The 18,904-nt window shown below is 66.9% G+C and carries 10 protein-coding genes; 7 read left to right on the top strand and 3 right to left on the bottom strand.

The window, feature by feature from the left end; genetic code table 11:
- Positions 1-217: 217 nt before the first annotated feature.
- Complete coding sequence (locus tag MSM1_RS02435; RefSeq protein WP_213440023.1) at positions 218-1,396, bottom strand: acyl-CoA dehydrogenase family protein; 1,179 nt, start codon at positions 1,394-1,396, stop codon at positions 218-220.
- A gap of 145 nt (positions 1,397-1,541) precedes the next feature.
- Between MSM1_RS02435 and fabG the strand changes: the two genes are divergently transcribed.
- From fabG to MSM1_RS02410, 5 genes are read left to right on the top strand one after another with little or no spacing between them, the layout of a single operon-like run.
- Positions 1,542-2,279 carry a 3-oxoacyl-ACP reductase FabG gene (gene fabG / locus MSM1_RS02430; protein WP_213440022.1) on the top strand — a complete coding sequence of 246 codons (738 nt, stop codon included), beginning with the start codon at positions 1,542-1,544 and terminating at the stop codon, positions 2,277-2,279.
- Entirely contained in the window at positions 2,276-3,499 is a 1,224-nt protein-coding gene (locus tag MSM1_RS02425) for an acetyl-CoA C-acetyltransferase (RefSeq protein ID WP_213440021.1), read from the top strand. The genes fabG and MSM1_RS02425 overlap by 4 nt, the downstream gene beginning before the upstream one ends.
- A complete protein-coding gene (locus tag MSM1_RS02420; RefSeq protein ID WP_307857260.1) occupies positions 3,496-4,701 on the top strand; it encodes a CoA transferase in 1,206 nt (401 codons plus the stop codon). The genes MSM1_RS02425 and MSM1_RS02420 overlap by 4 nt, the downstream gene beginning before the upstream one ends.
- A 41-nt stretch (positions 4,702-4,742) precedes the next feature.
- On the top strand, positions 4,743-5,936 hold the full coding sequence (locus tag MSM1_RS02415; protein ID WP_213440020.1) for an acyl-CoA dehydrogenase family protein: 1,194 nt from the start codon (positions 4,743-4,745) through the stop codon (positions 5,934-5,936).
- A 3-nt stretch (positions 5,937-5,939) separates the two neighbouring features.
- Positions 5,940-6,656, top strand: a complete 717-nt coding sequence (locus MSM1_RS02410) for a GntR family transcriptional regulator (protein ID WP_213440019.1) — start codon at positions 5,940-5,942, stop codon at positions 6,654-6,656.
- A 102-nt stretch (positions 6,657-6,758) separates the two neighbouring features.
- Here the strand turns inward: MSM1_RS02410 and MSM1_RS02405 are convergent, their stop codons facing one another.
- Entirely contained in the window at positions 6,759-7,376 is a 618-nt protein-coding gene (locus tag MSM1_RS02405) for a hypothetical protein (protein ID WP_213440018.1), read from the bottom strand.
- The gene (locus tag MSM1_RS02400; protein WP_213440017.1) at positions 7,373-8,188 is read right to left on the bottom strand and encodes a hypothetical protein; all 816 of its coding nucleotides are present in this window, start codon (positions 8,186-8,188) and stop codon (positions 7,373-7,375) included. The genes MSM1_RS02405 and MSM1_RS02400 overlap by 4 nt, the downstream gene beginning before the upstream one ends.
- 211 nt (positions 8,189-8,399) lie before the next feature.
- Here MSM1_RS02400 and MSM1_RS02395 point away from each other — a divergent pair, with 211 nt between their 5' ends.
- On the top strand, positions 8,400-9,122 hold the full coding sequence (locus tag MSM1_RS02395) for a DUF1906 domain-containing protein (RefSeq protein ID WP_213440016.1): 723 nt from the start codon (positions 8,400-8,402) through the stop codon (positions 9,120-9,122).
- 563 nt (positions 9,123-9,685) lie between these two features.
- The gene (locus MSM1_RS02390; protein WP_213440015.1) at positions 9,686-18,898 is read left to right on the top strand and encodes a type I polyketide synthase; all 9,213 of its coding nucleotides are present in this window, start codon (positions 9,686-9,688) and stop codon (positions 18,896-18,898) included.
- The last annotated feature ends 6 nt before the right edge of the window (positions 18,899-18,904 follow it).

Raw genomic sequence — 18,904 nt, 5'->3', positions numbered from 1 at the left:
CACGCACCTCGTCTTTGGCAGGCCTTTGAAGGTCGTTGACAGCATCGCCGCGGCTGCGGCCTGGTTTCCTGGTGTGCTGGCTACTTTCGTTCCAATCGCGTGCCCGCATTTGGCCCGCAACCTACGAGCACCTTGCGGGGGTAGCAGGCGTCCACGGCTGACAGACGCGCGATGTGACCGGCGGCGCAACCGGGCAACCAAAATCGGCGCGCGTTGATCAGCGTCGAGGCCGGGCGGCCTTGACGAGATTGGATCCGATGATCAGGCGCTGAATCTCGCTGGTTCCCTCGTACAGCCGTAACAATCGAACATCGCGATAGATCCGCTCCACCGCAACGCCGCGCAGGTATCCGCTGCCGCCGTGGATCTGCACGGCAAGATCGGCGACCGTGCCGGCCATTTCGGTGCAGAAGAGCTTCGCCGCCGACGGGGCGACCCTGCGGTCCTCGCCGCTGACCCACAGGCGCGCCGCGTCGCGGACCAGAGCGCGCCCGGCCAGCACCCCGGTCTGCTGGTCGGCGATCATCGCCTGCACCAACTGGAACTCCCCGATCGGTGTGCCGCCCTGTGTCGCACTGGCGGCATAGGCGACGGATTCATCGAGCGCCCGCTGCGCGATCCCCACAGCCAGGGCGGCTATGTGGATCCGCCCGCGCGCCAGCGAAATCATCGCCGCCCGGTAGCCGATGTCTTCGTCGCCGCCGACCAGAGCGGAAGCCGGGACATGAACATCGGTCAAGCTGACATCGGCCGTCCATGTGCCTTCCTGGCCCATCTTGGGGTCTTTGGCGCCCACCTCCACCCCTGGCGTGTCGGCGGGCACCAGGAAGACCGCGATGCCGGCACCGTTGTCGTCGGGCGGGCGGGTTCGCGCAAAAACCACGAACAGATCGGCAACCGGCGCATTGGTGATGAACCGCTTTTGCCCGGAGATCACCCAACCACCGTTTCGCGCCGAGCCGTCACGAACAGCTGTGGTGCGCAGACCCGCCGGATTGGATCCCGCGCCCGGCTCTGTTAGCGCGAAGGAGGCGACAACCTCGCCGGCGGCCATGGGCTTCAGCCAGCGGGCTTTCTGCTCGTCGGTGCCGAAGCCGACCAAAACCTGACCGGCGATGCCGTTGTTGGTGCCGAACATCGAGCGTACCGCCGGCGAGGTATAGCCCAGCTCCATTGCCAGCTCGACATCCTGGGCCAGGTTCAGGCCGAGTCCGCCCCATTCCTGGGGAATGGCATACCCGAACAGGCCCATCTTTTTGGCCTGGTCACGCAGGTCGTCGGGCACCCGGTCGCAGGCCAGGATCTCCTGCTCGCGGGGAACCACGACGTCCCGCACGAACCGTCGCGTTTGGGTAAGGATTTCCCGGAAATCCTCATCGTCGACGGCAGCAGCCATGACTAGTCACGGTTCCTTCCGGGCCGAGCAGCACGGATGTTCACACCGTCGGCACCCAGAAACAGGGGCCGGGATGCGTGCGGAAATCATATATGAAATATGATGCCCCATCGAGTCGAGGTCGAGCACGGCGGGAGGCCAGCCGGTGTCATTGCTGCGCGGTCGGATCGCGATAGTCACAGGCGGTGCGCAAGGGCTGGGCTTTGCCATCGCGGAGCGCTTCGTCGCCGAGGGCGCGCGGGTGGTGCTCGGCGACGTGAATCGTGCGAGTGCCGAAACCGCGGCCAAGCAACTCGGTGACGACGTCGCGGTGGCGGTGTGCTGCGATGTGACCATCGCGACCGACGTGGACACGCTGGTTGCAACCGCCGTCCAGCATTTCGGCGGCCTGGACATCATGGTCAACAACGCCGGGATCACCCGCGACGCGACGATGCGCACGATGACCGAGGAGCAGTTCGACGAAGTCATCGCCGTGCATCTGAAAGGAACCTGGAACGGTACCCGCACGGCCGCGGCGATCATGCGGGAGAACAAACGCGGCGCGATCGTGAACATGTCGTCGCTGTCGGGCAAGATCGGCCTGGTCGGCCAGACCAATTACTCGGCCGCCAAGGCCGGCATCGTGGGCATGACCAAGGCCGCCGCCAAGGAGCTTGCCCACCTGGGTGTTCGGGTCAACGCGATTGCCCCGGGGTTGATCCGCTCGGCGATGACTGAAGCCATGCCGCAACGTATTTGGGAGCAGAAGATCGCCGAGGTCCCGATGGGTCGGGCCGGGGAGCCCCGCGAGGTCGCGAACGTCGCGCTGTTCCTGGCCTCCGATCTGTCCTCGTATATGACCGGCACCGTCATCGAGGTAACCGGCGGGAGGTTTATGTGAGTGCACGTCAAGCCGTGATCTGTGAGCCGGTGCGCACGCCGATCGGCCGCTACGGGGGAGTGTTCAAGTCGCAGAGCGCGGTTGATCTCGGTGTCACCGCATTGAGGGGAGTGCTCGCGAGGACTGGAATACCACCCGAGTCGGTGCAGGACGTCATCCTCGGGCACTGCTACCCCAACAGCGAGGCGCCGGCGATCGGCAGGGTGGTCGCGTTGGATGCCGGCCTGCCGGTGACGGTGCCCGGCATGCAGGTCGACCGCCGGTGTGGGTCGGGCCTGCAGGCCGTCATTCAGGCTTGTCTGCAGGTGAGCGCCGGCGAGCACGACCTTGTCATCGCCGGCGGCACGGAAAGCATGAGCAATGTCGCCTTCTACTCCACCGCTATGCGCTGGGGCGGGCACCGTGACGGCATCATGCTGCACGACGGGCTGACCCGGGGACGTATCACCGCGGGCGGGAGGAATCATCCGGTGCCGGGCGGCATGCTAGAGACCGCTGAGAACCTGCGCCGCCAATACGGCATTTCCCGCGCCGAGCAGGACGAGCTCGCGGTGACGTCCCACCAGCGCGCGGTTGCGGCGCAAAAGGACGGCATTTTCGCCGAGGAGATCATCCCGGTCGCGGTGCGAGCACGTCAGGGCGAGGAGCTGATCGACACCGACGAGCACCCCCGCGCAGACACCTCCATGGAATCGTTGAGCAAGCTCAAACCGGTTCTGCTCGCGCAGGATCCGGAAGCAACGGTCACCGCGGGCAACGCCAGCGGGCAGAACGATGCCGCGGCCATGTGCGTGGTGACAACACCGGAAAAGGCCGCCGAGCTGGGCTTGACACCCCTGGTCCGGCTGGTGTCGTGGGCAGTGGCAGGCGTGGGCCCCGGCGTCATGGGGCTCGGGCCGGTGCCCGCGACCGACGCAGCGCTTGGCAAGGCAGGGTTGCGGCTGAGCGACATCGACCTTATCGAGTTGAATGAAGCCTTCGCCGCGCAGGTGCTCGCGGTGATGCGGGAATGGAATTTCACTGCCGCCGATCGTGAGCGAACCAACGTGCACGGCTCCGGGATATCGCTGGGGCACCCGGTCGGTGCGACCGGCGCGCGGATGCTGGCCACGCTCGCACGTGAGCTCAACCGCCGACAGGGGCGTTACGGCCTGGAGACGATGTGCATCGGCGGCGGTCAGGGGCTCGCCGCTGTTTTCGAACGGGTGTCGGGCCGGTGAGCCGCCCCGCGGTGTTGCCACTGGCCGATGTGAAGGTCGTCGAGGTGTCCAGCTTCGTCGCCGCACCGCTGTGCGGTATGACGTTGAGTCAGCTTGGCGCCGAGGTGATCCGGGTGGACCCAATCGGCGGGGCATCCGATGTCTGCCGATGGCCGCTGGCAAAAAGCGGCACCTCGATTTACTGGACCGGCTTGAACAAGGGCAAGCGTTCGGTGACAGTCGATTTGCGGTCACCAGAGGGCCAGCGCCTGGTTCAGCGACTAATCGTCGAAGGCGACGGCATCGTGGTGACCAACGCCGCCGGCCTGTCCTGGCTGGCGTATGGCCAACTCGCGGCGATGCGAACCGATGTCATCCACCTGCAGCTGCTGGGCCGCCGCGACGGCTCGACGGCCGTGGACTATACCGTCAACGCGGGGACCGGGTATCCGCTCGTTACCGGCCCGGTGAACTACGCGGGGCCGGTCAACCACGTGCTGCCGGCGTGGGACGTGTGCTGTGGGCTATATGCCGCGCTGGCGGTCATCGCCGCCGTTCGCCGCCGTGACATGTCCGGCGCCGGTGCGCGCATCAGCCTGGCGCTGGAGGATGTGGCATTGGCCACCGCCGGAAACCTTGGGCTGCTCTCCGAACCCCAGGTGACCGGCGCCGAACGGCAGCGCCTGGGCAACGCCGTCTACGGCCAGTATGGGCAGGACTTCACCAGTTGCGACGGCGTCGCGTTCATGGTGGTGACATTAACCGGCCGCCACTTTCGCGACCTGGTCCAGGTAACCGGTACCGAGGCGGCGGTGACGGCGCTCGCCGGCGCCGTCGGCGCAGACTTCGGCGAGGAAGGGGAGCGCTACCGGTATCGTGACGCGCTCACCGCCCTGTTCGCCGGCTGGTTCGCCGAGCACACCGCCGAGGAGATCACCAAAGCGCTGTCGGGCACCAGCGTGTTGTTCGAGCGCTACCGGACCTTCGGCGAGGTCGCCGCGGACGAGCGGGTGACGTCGAACCCGCTCTTCACCCGGCTGCGCCAGGAGGGCGTCGGCGACTATCTGGCCCCCGGCATGCCGGCGGCGTTCGACGGTGTCCATCCGCCCAGCACGCCCGCACCCAGGCTGGGGCAGGACACCGCCGACGTTCTCATCGAGGACTTGGGATTAAGCCCGGCGGACATCGCGCGTCTGGCCGAGGCGAAGACCATCGCCTGCTAAGCGGGGCAGCCCGCTGGGTGGGGCAGACAGAAAGGCACCGCATGACCAAACTCGCCCAGACACTCGGCCTCACTGAGTTTCAAGCCGACATCATATCCGCGGTAAGGCAATTCGTGGACAAGGAGATCATTCCCAACGCTCCCGAACTCGAACGCGCCGACACCTATCCCCAAGGCATCGTCGACCAGATGCGAGACATGGGCCTCTTCGGCCTGATGATTCCGCAAGAGTTCGGCGGGCTGGGCGAGTCGCTGCTGACCTACGCGCTCTGTGTCGAGGAACTGGCACGCGGCTGGATGAGCATCTCGGGGGTGATCAACACCCACTTCATCGTCGCATACATGCTGCGCCAGCACGGAACGGCGGCGCAGAAACAACAGTACTTGCCGCGGATGGCGACCGGTGAGGTTCGCGGCGCCTTTTCGATGTCCGAGCCGGAGCTGGGCTCGGATGTCGCAGCCATCCGGACACACGCCCAACGCAATCCGGATGGCAGCTACCTCATCAACGGCCAAAAGATGTGGCTGACCAACGGTGCGAGCTCAACCCTGATCGCGGTGCTGGTACGAACAGCTGAGGGAGCGCAAAAACCGCACCGCAATCTGACGGCGTTCCTCGTCGAAAAACCCACCGGCTTCGGCGATGTGGCACCGGGTCTGCGGATACCGGGCAGGATCGGCAAGCTGGGCTACAAGGGCATTGACACCACCGAGCTCATCTTCGACGGCTATCGCGCGAGCGCCGACGACATCCTCGGTGGCGCACCCGGGCAGGGATTTTTTCAGATGATGGACGGCATCGAAGTCGGCCGGGTCAACGTCGCCGCCCGCGCCTGCGGGGTTGCTATCCGCGCATTTGAACTTGCGGTACGCTACGCCCAGCAGCGCTACACATTTGGCAAGCCCATAGCCGAGCACCAGGCGATTGCGTTTCAGCTGGCCGAGATGGCAACCAAAATCGAGGCCGCCCATTTGATGATGGTCAATGCGGCCCGCCTGAAAGATTCGGGGGAGCGCAACGACCTGGCAGCCGGCATGGCCAAATACCTGGCCAGCGAATTTTGCTCGGAAGTCACCCAGCAGAGCTTTCGCATCCACGGAGGATACGGTTACTCTACGGAGTTCGAGATCGAGCGCCTGATGCGTGATGCTCCGTTCCTGCTCATCGGGGAGGGGACGAGCGAGATACAGAAGTCCATCATCAGTAAGCGACTGCTTGCCGAATACCGGATCTGAGCGGTGACGTCTCCGGAGTTCGAGAGCAGGCCACAGCTCTCCGATGGCGTGGCCCGCCTCGCGCGCAGGCGGATCTTCGACGGAACCTATGCTGCGGGACGGTATATTCGGCTGGATCAACTGGCCGTCGAGTTGGGTATCAGCGTAACGCCGGTGCGGGAGGCGCTTTTCCAGCTGCGCGCCGAAGGGCTTTTGGCTCAACAGCCTCACCGGGGCTTTGTGGTGCTGCCGGTGACGGCCCGAGATCTCACCGATGTGGCGAATGTCCAGGCCTACGTCGGCGGGGAACTGGCCGCACGGGCGGCTATCAACATCGGCGAGGAGCAGTTACGCGACCTCAAGGAGATCCAGACTCAGCTCGAGAAAGCCTATGCCCAACGGGCTAATGACCGCGCGGTGCGCCTCAACCATGAGTTCCACCGAATCATCAACATAGCCGCGGACTCTCCCAAGCTCGCCCAGTTGATGTCACAGATCACCCGCTACGCATCCGAATCGGTGTTTCCGATGATCGTGGGCTGGCCTGAGCAATCCACGAAGCATCATCGGCGCCTGCTGGCCGCGCTAGAGCAACACGATGACAAACTTGCGCGCCGAACAATGTCGAAACACCTTACTAGCGCTGCTCTTTCGCTGACCAGCCATCTTGCCGAGCGCGGGGTGCTCGATGGCGGGGTCGCCTTGCCGCGCACACCCCCCGCGGCTGATCCGCCCCGCTGAGACCGGTGCTCGGGGCTCGGAGGTCTTGGCCCGTGGCCGGGGCAATCAAGCCGCTCCGTGGCGCGATGTAGGTCGCCGACGAGCGTCGTGTGATAACCGTTCTTACACCGGATCGAATTTGGTGATCAGCCAGTTGCCGTGAACCCTGGTCAAGGTCACCCGAATGCTGCTGGCCGCCATAGACGGATCGGGGTTGTCCTTGCTGGTGGTGGCCTGGTCGACGAAGACCAGCACGACCGCCGAATCCGGATGCAGCTCGGCGACCGCGGCGCGCATCACGTGCGCAGTGGTTTTCAACGCTTTCTGCTTGGCCGCCGGCGCGATGATCTGCCGGGTGAACTGATCGTAGTACGACAAGAAATCTCCGGCCAGGTGTGACTTGGCGGTGGCGAAGTCACGGTCCAGGCTATCGGGAGCATAGGAGAGCAGCGCGACGGTCCCGTCGGAGGCGGCGCTCAGTACCGCCCGCGCAACACCCGAGTCGGTTTGCCGGTCCGGCCGGTACTGGTGGACGTACAGCCAGGCCGCCAGCGCGGTGGAAGTCACCAACAACAAAACGAGAACCACGGGAACGAGTTTCACCCTAGGCAGTCGGCGACGCATCCCACCGTCAGGCGCCGGCCGAGCGCCTTCGTCTTGGGTGTCGCCGATGGTGATGCCCTTAGCGAGCCCGTCAGCGGACCTGGCGTCCTGCACGTCGGCCTTGTCTTCGATTGTCACGGCACGAACTCAACTTTCGACATCTTCATCTGGCCGCCGTCGTCGGAGACGGTTACCCTAAGCCGCCATGCCCGTGGATCCTCTTTAGCGCCAGCGGAATTGGTGACACGTGAGGTTGCCGACACCAATACGACAGCGGATCTTTTATCCATAGACTCCACGGCCACGGAGTTGACCGTTCCTTCGGTGACGACCTTGGACTGCTCGACCACTGTCGTGAAATCAGCGGCGCGCTGCTGAAAGTCGTCCTTGAACTCACCGGTGGAGCTGTCGAGGACCCGCTGGACGTCCTGCTTTGCCTTCGTGAAGTCGAGGGAGGTCAGGTTGATCACGCCTTGCCTGGCCCCGGCGGCAAACGCTGCGGCGCGCTGCCGTTGCTCGATGACACCGTGGTGATGCCACAGCATGGCTGCGCTCGCTGCGAGCAAACCGCAGCTGGCGATGACCGCCGCCGCTTTGGCGGTCCTGGAGAGCGGCGGCATCCGCGGCCGATGCCGCCGGGACGCACGCTCGGGCCCGTGCGGGGACGGCACGCCGACACCGTGGGCCTCACCCGTCTCGGCGGCCCTTTCGGTCGTGGCCGCCGCGGCACCGGGCTCCCTGCCGGGCGCGGCCTGGGCAGCCGGGTCGGCCGATTCCTCGGCGGCTTGCGCCTGCGCGTCACGCCGTAGCCGGATGGCTCGCGCGCGGGCACGGGCCGCGGCGGCCAGGGCCTCGGCTTCCGCCGCCTCCGCTTCGGCCAGCTCGGCCAGCGCCATGGCGTCGGCCGCGCTCATGGTGCAATCCCGGGGCCGCTCGTCGGGGTCAGCCATGGCGTTTATCTGTCAGCATCGGTATCGACTGCGCTCCGGTTTTTAGCCGCATTGCTCCTTGCTACCATCGGCGCGAGCATCGGCGCGCCGCGGCGAACTCCGACGAGCATCGATCGGCAGATTCTACCGACATCAGGCGCCTATCCTTTGACACAGCTGTGACCACTGAAGTTCATGGTTCAGGTGGTGTATGTGTCCTATTCTGTGACACGTGTCAGTCTCTCGGCGCGATGTGCTCAAACTCGCGGCTGCGACGCCGGTGATGCTGGGTCTTGACGTGGTGGCCTCCTCGCCGCTTTCCGTGCCGGCGGCCGCGGGTCCAGGTGGTGTTTTGTTGGACTACGCGGCCGGGGTCATCCCCGCCAGCGCTATCAAGGCCGCCGGTGCGGCCGGATCGATCCGGTATGTCTCCGATCGCCGGCCCGGCGGCACCTGGATGCTTGGCAAGCCGATCCAGCTCGATGAGGCACGTGACCTGTACCGCAACGGGCTGAAGATCGTATCGTGCTACCAATACGGCAAGGAGAACACCGCCGACTGGCTGGGCGGTTATCGCGCCGGTGTGACGCATGCCACGCGGGGCTGGCAGTTGCATACCGCCGCCGGCGGTCCGGTCGGTGCCCCGATCTACGCCTCGATCGATGATGACCCGTCATATGAGCAGTACAAACAGCAAGTCGCTCCCTATCTGCGCGGTTGGGAGTCGGTGCTCGGACATCAACGAGTCGGCGTCTACGCCAACTCCAAGACGATCGACTGGGCGCTGAACGACGGCTTGGGCTCCTATTTCTGGCAGCACAATTGGGGCTCACCCAAGGGGTTCACCCATCCGGCCGCCCATCTGCACCAGGTCGAGATCGATAAGCGCACGGTTGCCGGGGTCGGTGTCGACGTCAACAACATTCTCAAGCCCCAATTCGGGCAGTGGGACTAACACCGGAAACGTCGCTCGAGCAGACTCCCTCGCCCCTGTGTCGCTCGGCCGGGGGTTTGAGGGAACCCGGAAAGCCTCCGCCCCAGCAAACATCCTGCGGAAAAGCGTGGGGTGCGACGGCTGTTGGACTATGGATAAGGCGTAGCGCCGAAGATCTGCGCCAGCACAAACTTTTAACATAACAATTTGATAACAATATGGGGTTGAGCTGCGGTGTTGCGCTACTCGTGCGTAACCATCGACACGCAGGACATTTATCCCGGGCGGCGGCGGTCGCGGTGAGGCGCCGTGTTACCCACGCCACCGCTACTCGCGCGTAGAACTCATCAGTAACCGCTGCGTACCCCGGCAGCGCCAACGTGGCTATGACACCCTTAAGGCAGCCGATGTAGTTCCGTCGCGGCGTCTGGCCCTCGGGTCGGGGTCGGTGACATACCGGTCGGTGAGGATCCGGCTGGTTCGACGGGGATCGGTGCGAGCTTGTCAACACCCGCGGGGCAGCGCGCGCCTGATACGCGGAACGAACCGATACGCAACAGCAGCACGACAGGGAGATACGCAAGGTGACGATCTATGAGCACGACAGGGTGTCAGCGGGCCGCGATGGCAGTGCCCCGGAGGGCGCGCACACCCATACTCTGGTCGATCGCCTGATGGCGGGCGAGGCCTACGCGATCGCGTTCGGCGGCCAGGGCAGCGCGTGGCTGGAGCCGCTCGAGGAGCTGGTGTCTTCGGCCGGTATCGAGTCCGAGTTGGCGACACTGGTCGGCGAGGCGGAACTGCGCCTCGAGCCGGTCGCGAAGGAACTGGTCGTGGTGCGCCCCATCGGCTTCGATCCGCTGGGCTGGATTCGCGCGCTGGCCGCGGAGGATCCGGTGCCCCCGGCCAAGCAGCTAACCTCCGCCGCGGTGTCGGTGCCCGGTGTGCTGCTGACCCAGATCGCGGTGATGCGCGCGTTGGCGCGCCAGGGCCTGGATTTCTCCGCCGTGCCGCCGGTAGCGGTTGCGGGGCATTCCCAAGGGGTGCTGGCGGTCGAGGCGCTGAAGGCCGCCGGCGCCCGTGACGTTGAGCTGCTGGCCTTGGCGCAGCTCATCGGGGCCGCGGGCACGCTGGTGGCGCGTCGCCGCGGAATCTCCATTCTCGGCGACCGCCCACCTATGGTGTCGGTCACCAACGCCGACCCCGAGCGCATCCGCGCACTGCTTGACGAGTTCGCCAAGGATGTCCGTACCGTGCTGCCCCCGGTGTTATCCATCCGTAATGGCCGCCGCGCGGTGGTCATCACCGGAACCCCCGAGCAGCTGTCGCGTTTCGAGCTTTACTGCAAGCAGATCTCTGAGAAGGAGGAGGCCGAGCGCAAGAACAAGGTGCGCGGCGGCGCCGTGTTCGCGCCGGTGTTCGACCCGGTACAGGTCGAGGTCGGCTTCCACACCCCCCGGCTCGCCGACGGGATCGGCCTTGTCGCCGGTTGGGCCGAAAAGGCAGGTCTCGACGTCGACTTGGCTCGCGCGATGACCGAGGCCATCCTGGTGCGCGAGGTCGACTGGGTGGCGGAAGTCACCAGGCTGCACGAGGCCGGGGCACGCTGGATCCTCGACCTGGGTCCCGGTGACATCCTGACCCGGCTGACCGCGCCGGTGATTCGTGGCCTCGGTGTGGGCATCGTGCCGGCGGCGACCCGCGGGGGACAGCGCAACCTGTTTACCGTCGGGGCCGTTCCCGAGGTGGCGCGCCCGTGGTCCAGTTACGCCCCATCGCTGGTGCGCCTGCCCGACGGCAGGGTCAAGCTCTCCACCAAATTCTCCCGGTTGACCGGCAGATCACCAATTCTGCTGGCAGGCATGACCCCTACCACCGTGGACGCCAAGATCGTCGCCGCCGCCGCCAACGCCGGGCACTGGGCCGAGCTCGCCGGCGGCGGACAGGTCACCGAAGAGATCTTCGCAAACCGCATCGACGAGCTGACCAGGCTGCTGGAGCCCGGGCGCACCTTCGAATTCAACGCCTTGTTCCTGGATCCGTATCTGTGGAAGCTGCAGGTGGGTGGCAAGCGGTTGGTGCAGAAGGCCCGCCAGTCCGGCGCACCGATCGACGGCGTGGTCATCAGCGCCGGGATCCCCGAGCTGGAAGAGGCCGTCGAGCTGATCGATGAGCTCAACGCGGTCGGCATCAGCCATGTGGTGTTCAAGCCCGGTACCGTCGAGCAGATCCGCGCGGTGATCCGCATTGCGACCGAGGTGCCCACCAAGCCGGTGATCATGCACATCGAGGGCGGGCGCGCCGGCGGGCACCACTCCTGGGAAGACCTCGACGATTTGCTGCTGGCCACCTACTCGGAGGTGCGCTCGCGCGGCAACATCACCGTCTGCGTCGGCGGCGGCATCGGCACGCCCGAGCGGGCGGCTGACTACCTGTCCGGGCGGTGGGCGCGGTCCTACGGCTTTCCGCCGATGCCGGTCGACGGCATCTTGGTCGGCACCGCGGCGATGGCGACCAAAGAGGCCACCACGTCGCCGTCGGTCAAGCGGATGCTGGTGGAAACCCAGGGCACCGACCAGTGGGTCGGTGCCGGACAAGCCCAGGGCGGCATGGCTTCTAGCCGCAGCCAGCTCGGTGCCGACATCCACGAGATCGACAACGCGGCTTCCCGGTGTGGTCGGCTGCTCGACGAGGTGGCCGGTGACGCCGAGGCGGTTGCGGCGCGCCGTGACGAGATTATCGCCGCGATGGCCAAAACCGCTAAACCCTACTTCGGCGACGTCGGCGAGATGACCTATCTGCAGTGGCTGCGTCGCTACCTCGAGCTGACCATCGGCGACGGCAACTCCACCGCCGACACCGCCGCGCCCGGCAGTCCGTGGCTGGCCGACGCGTGGCGCGACCGGTTCGAAAAGATGCTGCAGCGCACCGAGGCGCGGTTGCATCCAAAGGAATTCGGTCCGATTGAGACGTTGTTCGCAGACCGTCAGCTGCTGGAGACTCCCCACGAGGCGATCGCCGCCCTGCTGGCGCGCTACCCCGACGCCGCGACCGTGCACCTGCACCCCGCCGACGTGCCCTTCTTCGTCACCTTGTGCAAGACACCGGGCAAGCCGGTCAACTTTGTGCCGATCATCGACAAGGACGTGCGGCGCTGGTGGCGCAGCGACTCGCTGTGGCAGGCGCACGACGCCCGCTACGACGCCGACCAGGTGTGCATCATTCCGGGCCCGACGTCCGTGGCGGGCATCACCCGCATGGATGAGCCCGTCGGGGAGCTGCTGGACCGCTTCGAGCAGGCCGCCATCGACGAGATACTGGCCGCCGGTGGGCAGCCGCAACCCGTTGCTTCCCGCCGGCGGGGCCGTACCGATGTGGCCGGGCCGCTGGCCGTCGTCCTCGACTCTCCCGATGTGCTGTGGGCAGGCCGGGCCACCACTAACCCGGTGCACCGCATCGCCGATCCCGGCGACTGGCAAGTCCACGAAAACCGCAGCGCTACACACTCATCCACCGGTGCGCGGCTGCAGGCCAGCGCCGACGACCAGGTTCTGCTGAGCGTTCCGGTGTCCGGTTCCTGGGTCGAAATCCGTCTCACGTTGGCCGCCAACACAATTGACGGGGGTATGCCGGTTGTCAGCACAGCGGACGCGACCAGCGCTATGCGCTCGGTGCTGGCCATCGCCGCCGGTGTCGACGGGCCGGAAGCGCTGCCTCCAGTAGACGACGGAACAGCAACCGTAACGGTGGAGTGGAACCCGGAACGGGTCGCCGACCACACCGGGGTCACGGCTACCTTCGGCGAGCCGCTGGCACCCGGGCTCACCACCGTGCCTGACGCACTGGTAGGTCCTTGCTGGCCAGCGGTTTTCGCGGCAATCGGCGCTGCGGTCACCGAAACCGGGATGCCCGTGGTGGAGGGACTGCTGAGCCTGGTGCACCTGGATCATGCCGCCCGGCTGGTCGGTCCACTGCCCACAGTTCCTGTCGAATTGACTGTCACTGCAACGGTTTCAACAGCCGTCGACACCGAAGTTGGTCGTGTCGTGCCGGTCTCGGTCACGGTAGCCGGAAAAGACGGGGCGGTGCTTGCCACCCTCGAGGAGCGGTTCGCGATCCGTGGGCGCACCGGCGCCGCCGAGCTCACCGAGCCGGTCCGGGCCGGAGGCGCGGTGTCGGATAACGCGACCGAGACTCCCCGGCGACGCCGGCGCGACGTCAGACTCACCGCACCGGTCGACATGCGGCCATTCGCGGTGGTGTCCGGTGACCACAACCCGATTCACACCGATCGCGCCGCAGCATTGCTGGCGGGGCTGGAATCGCCGATCGTGCACGGTATGTGGCTATCCGCCGCCGCGCAGCACGTGGTGACTGCCACCGACGGGCAGGCCCGCCCGCCGGCGCGCCTTGTCGGCTGGACCGCGCGCTTTTTGGGCATGGTTCGCCCCGGCGACGAGGTCGACTTCCGTGTCGATCGGGTCGGGATCGATCAGGGTGCCGAGATCGTGGAGGTCGCCGCTCGTGTCGGCCCGGATCTGGTGATGTCGGCCAGCGCACGGCTGGCCGCTCCCAAGACGGTGTACGCGTTCCCCGGCCAGGGCATCCAGCACAAGGGCATGGGCATGGAGGTGCGAGCGCGCTCCAAGGCCGCCCGCAAGGTGTGGGACTCGGCGGACAAGTTCACCCGTGAGACCCTGGGCTTTTCGGTGCTGCATGTGGTGCGCGACAACCCTACCAGCATCATTGCGCGCGGCGTGCACTACCACCACCCCGACGGGGTGCTGTACCTGACGCAGTTCACCCAGGTGGCGATGGCCACCGTGGCGGCGGCGCAGGTGGCCGAGATGCGCGAGCGCGGAGCCTTCGTCGAGGGCGCGATCGCATGCGGGCACTCCGTGGGTGAGTACACCGCGTTGGCCTGCGTGACCGGGATCTATGAGCTTGAGGCTTTGCTGGAAACGGTGTTTCACCGTGGGTCGAAGATGCATGACATCGTGCCGCGCGACGAGCTGGGTCGCTCCAACTACCGGCTGGCGGCCATCCGCCCCTCGCAGATCGACCTCGCGGATGCCGACGTTCCGGCGTTCGTAGCCGAGATCGCTGAGCGCACCGGGGAATTTCTTGAGATCGTGAATTACAACCTGCGCGGCTCCCAATACGCGATCGTCGGCACCGTCCGTGGACTGGAAGCGCTGGAGGCCGAGGTCGAAAAGCGTCGCGAAATGACGGGGGGCAAGCGGTCATTCATTTTGGTTCCGGGCATCGATGTGCCGTTCCACTCGCGTGTGCTGCGGGTCGGTGTGGCGGAATTCCGCCGCTCGCTGGACCGGGTCATGCCGCACGACAAGGATCCCGATCTGATCATCGGGCGCTACATTCCCAACCTAGTGCCGCGGCCGTTCTCCTTGGATCGCGACTTCATTCAAGAGATCCGCGACTTGGTGCCGGCCGAGCCACTCGATCCGATCCTCGCCGACTACGACACTTGGCGCAGGGAGCGGCCGCGCGAAATGGCGCGCACGGTGTTCATCGAGCTGTTGGCCTGGCAGTTCGCCAGTCCGGTGCGCTGGATCGAGACGCAGGACCTGTTGCTCACCGAAGAGGCCGCCGGGGGGCTAGGTGTGGAACGGTTCGTCGAGATCGGTGTGAAGTCGGCGCCGACCGTGGCCGGATTGGCGAGCAACACCCTCAAGCTGCCCGAATATGCCCACAGCGCAGTCGAAGTGCTCAACGCGGAACGCGATGCCGCGGTGCTGTTTGCCACCGACACCGATCCCGAGCCGGAGCCCGGGGACGAGGGTGATGGGGAACCGGCTGCGCCCGAGGCGGTCACGAGCGATGCAGTCCCGGCGCCGGCGCCGGCCACCGCTCCGTCGGGCGCTCCCCGCCCGGAGGACATCCCGTTCGACGCGGCCGACGCCACCCTGGCGTTGATCGCGCTGGCGGCCAAAATGCGCATCGACCAGATCGAGGAGCTGGACTCCATCGAGTCCATCACCGACGGCGCCTCGTCGCGGCGCAACCAGCTGTTGGTGGACCTGGGTTCCGAGCTGAGCCTGGGCGCCATCGACGGTGCCGCGGAGGCCGACCTGGCCTCGCTGCGGTCGCAGGTGACGAAGCTTGCGCGCACCTATAAGCCTTACGGGCCGGTGCTTTCCGACGCGATCAACGACCAGTTGCGGACGGTCCTGGGGCCCGCCGGCAAGCGGCCCGCCGCTGTCGCGGAGCGGGTGAAGAAGGTCTGGCAGCTCGGCGACGGGTGGGCGAAACACGTCACCGTCGAGGTCGCCCTGGGAACCCGTGAGGGCACCAGCGTTCGTGGCGGTGCCCTGGGACACCTGCACGAGGGCGCGTTGGCCGATGCGGCCGGCGTCGACAGGGTGATCGACGCCGCGGTCACCGCGGTCGCCGCGCGCCGGGGCGTCGCGGTGGCCCTGCCGTCCTCGGGGGGTGGCGGCGGTGCCACCGTCGACGCGGCCGCGCTCAACGAGTTCACCGAGCAGATCACCGGCCGCGACGGCGTGCTCGCGTCGGCGGCCCGCCTGGTGCTCAGCCAGCTGGGGCTGGACGACCCGGTCACCGCGTCGCCGGTCGCGACCGACGCCGAGCTGGTCGACCTGGTCACCGCGGAACTCGGTGCGGACTGGCCACGGTTGGTGGCACCGGTGTTTGACGCCAAGAAAGCCGTTCTCTTCGACGACCGCTGGGCCAGCGCGCGCGAGGACTTGGTCAGGCTGTGGCTGGCCGATGAGGACGAGATCGACGCTGACTGGGCGCGGCTCTCCGAGCGGTTCGAGGGTGCCGGTCACGTCGTCGCGACCCAGGCCACCTGGTGGCAGGGCAAATCCCTGGCCGCCGGGCGCCAGATCCATGCCGCGCTGTACGCCCGCATTGCCGCCGGGGCGGAGAACCCCGACAACGGGTGCTACAGCGACGAAGTGGCGGTGGTGACCGGCGCGTCGAAGGGCTCGATCGCCGCATCGGTGGTCGCCCGGCTGCTGGATGGCGGCGCCACCGTTGTCGCGACCACTTCCAGGCTGGACGACGAGCGCCTGGCCTTCTACCGCACGCTGTATCGAGACCACGCCCGCTACGGGGCGGCGCTGTGGGTGGTGCCGGCGAACATGGCCTCCTACAGCGACATCGACGCGCTGGTCGAATGGGTCGGCAGTGAGCAGACCGAAAGCCTTGGGCCGCAGTCTATCCACGTCAAAGACGCGCTCACTCCCACGCTGCTGTTCCCCTTCGCGGCACCCCGGGTTGCCGGCGACTTGTCCGAGGCCGGCGCGCGCGCCGAGATGGAGATGAAGGTGCTGCTGTGGGCGGTGCAGCGGCTCATCGGTGGGCTGTCGAAGATCGGCGCGGAGCGCGATATCGCGTCGCGGCTGCACGTAGTGCTGCCGGGTTCGCCCAATCGCGGCATGTTCGGTGGCGACGGTGCCTACGGTGAGGCCAAGTCGGCGCTGGATGCCGTGGTGGCGCGCTGGCGCGCGGAGTCGTCATGGGCGGCGCGCGTCACCCTCGCGCACGCGCTGATCGGCTGGACCCGCGGCACCGGGCTGATGGGCCACAACGATGCCATTGTCAGTGCTGTTGAAGAAGCGGGCGTGACAACGTATTCCACCGACGAGATGGCCGCGATGCTGCTGGGCCTCTGCGATGCGGAGTCCAAAGCGGCGGCGGCCCAAGCTCCGCTCACGGTTGACCTGACCGGTGGGCTGGGCGACGTCGAGCTCGACCTGGCCGGGCTGGCGGCCACCGCCCGCGAGCGGGCGGCGTCGGAGTCCGGGACCGTTGACACCGCGCCAGCGGCCACCATCGCCGCACTGCCGTCCCCGCCGCGCGGCTACACCCCGGCGCCGCCTCCGCCCTGGGACGACCTCGATGTCGACCCGGCCGATCTGGTGGTCATCGTCGGCGGTGCCGAACTGGGCCCCTACGGATCGTCGCGCACCCGTTTCGAGATGGAGGTCGACAACGAATTGTCGGCCGCCGGTGTGCTCGAGCTGGCCTGGACCACCGGACTGATCCGCTGGCACGACGACCCCCAGCCCGGTTGGTATGACACCGAATCCGGTGAGCTGATCGACGAATCCGAACTCGTTGAGCGCTATCACGACGCCGTGGTGGAACGCGTCGGGATCCGCGAGTGGGTCGATGACGGCTCGATTGACCCCGATCATGCCTCGCCGCTTTTGGTCAGCGTGTTCTTGGACAAGGACTTCACGTTCGTGGTGTCCAGCGAGGCCGAAGCGCGGGCTTTCGTGCAGTTCGACCCGGAGCACACCATCATCCGCCCGGTGCCCGACTCCACCGACTGGCAAGTTACCCGCAAAGCCGGCACCGAGATCCGGGTTCCGCGGAAGAACAAGCTGTCCCGCACCGTGGGCGGCCAAATCCCGACCGGGTTCGACCCCACCGTATGGGGCATCCCGGCAGACCTCGCCAGCTCCATCGACCGGCTGGCGGTGTGGAACATCGTCGTGACCGTCGATGCGTTCCTGTCCGCCGGGTTCACCCCGGCCGAGGTGATGCGCTACGTGCATCCCACGCTGGTGGCCAACACCCAGGGCACCGGTATGGGCGGTGGCACCTCCATGCAGACGATGTATCACGGCAACCTGCTCGGCCGGAACAAACCCAACGACATCTTCCAGGAAGTGCTGCCGAATATCATTGCCGCGCACGTGGTCCAGTCCTACATCGGCAGTTACGGCGCGATGATCCATCCGGTAGCGGCGTGCGCCACCGCCGCGGTCTCGGTGGAGGAAGGCGTCGACAAAATCCGGTTGGGCAAGGCCGAGCTGGTGGTGGCCGGCGGGCTGGACGACCTGACCCTGGAAGGCATCATCGGTTTCGGTGACATGGCGGCCACCGCCGACACCGAGATGATGCGCGCCAAGGGCATCAGCGACTCGCGGTTCTCCCGGCCCAACGACCGGCGGCGGCTGGGCTTCGTGGAAGCGCAGGGCGGCGGCACAATCCTGCTGGCCCGCGGTGACCTCGCGTTAAGGATGGGTCTGCCCGTGCTGGCCGTGGTGGCCTACGCGCAGTCGTTCGGGGATGGCATACACACCTCGATCCCGGCGCCCGGGCTCGGCGCTTTGGGTGCCGGGCGCGGGGGCAAGGACTCACCGCTGGCACGGTCCTTGGCCAAACTGGGTGTCGGCGTTGACGACATCGCGGTGATCTCCAAACACGACACCTCGACGCTGGCCAACGATCCCAACGAGACCGAGCTGCACGAGCGGCTGGCCGACTCGCTGGGCCGCTCACCGGGAGCGCCGCTGCTCGTGGTGTCGCAGAAGAGTTTGACCGGGCATGCCAAGGGCGGCGCGGCGGTCTTCCAGATGATGGGCATGTGCCAGATGCTGCGCGACGGGGTGATTCCACCCAACCGCAGCCTGGACTGCGTCGATGACGAGCTGGCCGGCTCGGCGCACTTGGTGTGGGTCCGTGACACGCTGCGACTGGGCGACAAGTTCCCGCTGAAAGCGGGGCTGATCACCAGCCTTGGGTTCGGCCACGTCTCCGGTGTCATCGCGCTGGTGCACCCGCAGGCCTTCCTGGCCGCACTGGATCCCCAGGAGCGCGAGCGCTACCAACGGCGGGCCGATGCCCGGCTGCTGGCCGGCCAGCGCCGGCTGGCCGCCGCCATCGCCGGCGGACCGCCGCTATATGAGCGCCCCGCCGACCGTCGCTTCGACCATGCGGTGGCAGAGAAGCCGCAGGAGGCGGCGATGCTGCTTAACCCGGCGGCGCGGCTGGGGGACGGCGACGTCTACCTCCGATGACTTGCG

It is taken from the genome of Mycobacterium sp. SM1 (genome assembly GCF_018361265.1).
Classification (GTDB): domain Bacteria; phylum Actinomycetota; class Actinomycetes; order Mycobacteriales; family Mycobacteriaceae; genus Mycobacterium.
This window is presented reverse-complemented; position numbering and strand designations above follow the sequence as displayed.